Raw genomic sequence first — 3,670 nt, 5'->3', positions numbered from 1 at the left:
CGTGTGAAGTCATCGTTTTGATCGGGATCATCCCGGTGGGAGTGAAATTAACAATCAGATTCTCTAGCATGGGTATGGACAATTTGTTGGGGATTTCGCCCTTCAATTTTGCAAATAAGATAACTCTTCTGGCCCTCAGCTGTGGAAATTAATGGATCAAGACCCTTATAAACCGACAATCAGATGTCTGGATTGTATTTAATTATTTCTTATGATGCTGATAACTAAGGCGATAAAGTCCGTTTTAAAAGCCTTATTCGGAACCCGAATGCATCCAATAGTCCACCACGAGCACATCTTCAAGCCAGGGATCCAGAATCTCACCAAAGCGTTTGTGATCCGGATGGGGCAGGTAGACCGCACGGTCCTCCTCGGAAGAAAACGTCAGGACAAAGCAATGGGTAAAACCCTTGTTGATACCTTCAGGTGAATTATTCAGGCCCCATTCGAAATCTGCAATTTCAGGAATTTTTTCGGGTAGGGAATAAAAGGCCTTCTCAATTTTTCGGAGGGTACCCCCCGGAGTATCTGCTTTGAATTTAAACAGGACGACATGGCGTAATACGCCTGGTTTTTCAATGGAATCTGGCATCTTGTAAAGGTCTGCAATCTGGGCCTGACTCGCGGTGATACAAGATAAGAAAAAACATAAAACAGCCGTTTTCATCGGTAAGGGGTTTTTATCTGAAAAAGGAAGGTACGAAAACGCAGCTGCAATTCTGCCTTACGCGAATAAGTGATACTTTTGAAAGGGTTTAAATTTAGGGAATGCCACAAACCGTTAAAATAATTGAGTGTCCGAGAGATGCTATGCAGGGGATCAGGACTTTGATCCCTACCGAAGCTAAAACCCGGTATATTCAGGCTTTGCTGAATTGTGGTTTTCATACAATTGATTTCGGCAGTTTTGTATCTCCCAGGGCCATACCCCAGATGGCCGATACAGCAGATGTTCTCTCCAGGCTGAACCTGGAGAAGACCCCTAGTAAACTCTTGGCAATAGTAGCAAACCTACGGGGCGCCCAGGATGCCGCCAGGTTTCGGGAGATTGCTTACCTGGGGTACCCCTTCTCCATTTCTGAAAATTTTCAGATGCGTAACACCCATAAAACCATTGGGCAGTCCGTCGAAATCCTCAGAGATATCCTCGAGGTGGCTCAGAAAAGCGGACAGGAAGTAGTCACCTATATCTCCATGGGTTTTGGAAATCCCTACGGAGATCCATGGGATGTAGACATAGTGGGGGAATGGACCGAACGCCTGGTCGGGATGGGAGTTCGGATTCTTTCGCTCTCCGATACCGTTGGCAGTTCAACTCCTGAGATTATATCACATCTTTTCGAAAACCTGATACCCAGGTACCCACAAGTGGAATTCGGGGCGCATTTGCATACACATCCCCTGACCTGGCACGAAAAAGTAGATGCGGCCTACAAGGCTGGATGTCGCAGATTCGACGGGGCCATCCAGGGCTTCGGGGGGTGCCCCATGGCTAAAGACGAGCTTACTGGAAACATGCCCACCGAAAAACTCTTGTCCTACTTTACCAGCGAGAAAGCCGATACCGGGGTCAACTGGATGGCCTTTGAAGCGGCTTTCAACAAGTCCAAAGACCTTTTTCAGAAATATACCTAACTGTGCCCCACCACGAAGGCATCTGTACCAGTTTTTTTAATTGCTTACCAGAGATTAATACCTGAGCTGAAGTCCGGCAAAGGCGCCAAAAGGATGACCCGGGCGCAGACCTGCGGGTACCCGGGAAACCAGGTACGTCTCATCCAGTAGGTTGATGATATTCGCCGTAAAGCTCAGGTGTTTTCCCACGTGGTATTTTCCGGCAAAATCCAGGATGAAATTTGAGGCCACACCTCCACCATCCGGGATAGGCCCGGTCCCTGCCTGAGTTCGGAAGGCCCCTGTATATCGGGCATTTACATTGAGTTCATAGCGCTTGTGTTCCAGGCTTAGGGAGGCATTCCATTGGTGTTTTGAGATATACGGCATTTCGTCCCCGGCAGTTACCTCCCCCCACAGGTCATCATCGCTCCCAAAATCGGTTTGAAAGGCGGTATCCGTATACGTATAGGAAAAGGTGATTGGAAGGTTCCATTTGGAATTCCCGCCGAGCAAATTGTAATTCAAAAGAAGTTCAAGCCCTCCAACATTGACGGCTCCGGCGTTAAACTGATCCAGCGTTCCGGTGCCTCCGGAAGCGGCGAGATCACTCCCCAATAAGTTGCTGTAATCATTGAAAAATCCTACGATTTCCCCGCTAAACCCGCCGAGCGTGAAGCGGGAACCCAGTTCATAATTGATACTCTCTTCGGGGTTTTGCCCTTCTTCACTTCCGGGGGGAGCGAATCCTTTATGTACGCCACCGAATAGGGATAGTCGTTCAAAATTGTAGTTAAAACCGATACCAGGTATAAAAATATCAACTTGATTTTCCCGCTCAGAGCTATCAAATCCGGTCCTGTCCGGATCAGAGCCGCCGTAATTTATTCTCCCCAGGGTTATGTTTTCATAGCGTATTCCGGGCGTGAGGGTCAGGTTACCCGTTTTAAATTTGTACATGCTGAAGGCTGCAAAAGCCCGTGCATCGCTAATGCGGTTGGCATCTGTTCCAGGGATGCCTTCCGTGGTCAGGAGAAGCTGGCTATTGAACATGGCGTAGTCGTCCAGCCACTGAAACCGGTCTTCATCATCATAGTGGTACCTGAGGCCTACTTCTATATCGTGAAAGGTCTTTTTTCCCGTCCAGTGATAATCAAGTTTGGTTTGAATACCTGTAGAGAGGTATTCCCGATTGTTGTTTTTTAAGGACAAGGCGTCTTCGGGGCTGTCAGCAGCGCCGCTAACCACTTGATAATAGGGGTCAAAAGTGCCCGGATCTTCGAGTATATCCGAAATACCTACCCGATCCCCATTCAGGGTCAGGTAATCGAGTTTATACCAGTTCCGCTTAAAATTGTTTCTATAGGCTACGGTGCTTATCCTGAAATTATCACTCAAATCCAGGGTGTGGGTCAGCGCAAATTGCAGGTGTTCCGTAGTCATAAGGTCCTCCTGGGATCCTGCATAGCGTCGGAAAGGTTCAGTCTCAAAATCATTCTGGGTCAGTCCCAGGTATGTTTCATCTGAGTCTTCATCTGAGTATTGGAACTTAAGTTCCAGGGCTTGCCGGATACGGGCTTCAGGATTCGTATTCACTCGAAACTTTGCAACGAGGTCATTTTTGTTGAATCCCGTATCCCCGCCACCATCGAGATTTTTAAAACCATCTGAACTGTAGTTGAGGTATTCTATAGCATATCCAAAATTCTTCCTGCTGTCCCCGAATTGGGCGTGCAGGCGGGCGCTTTGAAAACTCCCGTAGCTCGTATTGAGAAATGCCCCAAAGGACTCCGGGACTTCAGTGCTCAGCATATTTATGGCCCCTCCGGTGGTATAGGGCCCGTACTGTACCTGGCTGCTACCCTTTAAGACCTCCACGGCCTGCATTCGGGCTATAGTTGGAAAATAATAAGCTGCAGGGGCACTGTATGGGGCGGGAGCAATGAGAACCCCGTCTTCCATTACCGTGATTTTGGCGCTTCGTTCGGGGGAAGTTCCTCTCAGGCTGATATTGGGACGGAGGCCAAAGCCATCTTCCTCAACGACATTGACCCCG

General features: G+C 48.3%; 3 protein-coding genes. 1 reads left to right on the top strand and 2 read right to left on the bottom strand.

All coding sequences use genetic code 11. From position 1 onward, the window contains the following. Positions 1–253: 253 nt before the first annotated feature. Complete coding sequence (locus WBV75_RS07615) at positions 254–667, bottom strand: Dabb family protein (protein WP_424120033.1); 414 nt, start codon at positions 665–667, stop codon at positions 254–256. 101 nt (positions 668–768) lie between these two features. On the opposite strand from WBV75_RS07615, the gene WBV75_RS07610 reads away from it, so the two are divergent. Beyond that, the gene (locus WBV75_RS07610) at positions 769–1,635 is read left to right on the top strand and encodes a hydroxymethylglutaryl-CoA lyase (protein ID WP_424120032.1); all 867 of its coding nucleotides are present in this window, start codon (positions 769–771) and stop codon (positions 1,633–1,635) included. Between the two features lie 54 nt (positions 1,636–1,689). Here WBV75_RS07610 and WBV75_RS07605 read toward each other — a convergent pair. Beyond that, the coding region (locus tag WBV75_RS07605) for a TonB-dependent receptor family protein (protein ID WP_424120031.1) at positions 1,690–3,670 on the bottom strand (1,981 nt) is incomplete at its 5' end.

This window comes from Robiginitalea sp. (genome assembly GCF_049588695.1).
Classification (GTDB): Bacteria; Bacteroidota; Bacteroidia; order Flavobacteriales; family Flavobacteriaceae; genus Robiginitalea.
Note: the sequence above shows the minus strand (reverse complement) of the source record. Positions and strands in the feature narration are given on the sequence as shown.

Excerpts from the sequence above, each read along its gene's own strand:
- WBV75_RS07610 (WP_424120032.1), top strand. The coding sequence starts at position 769 with ATGCCACAAACCGTTAAAATAATTGAGTGTCCGAGAGATGCTATGCAG.
- WBV75_RS07615 (WP_424120033.1), bottom strand. The coding sequence starts at position 667 with ATGAAAACGGCTGTTTTATGTTTTTTCTTATCTTGTATCACCGCGAGT.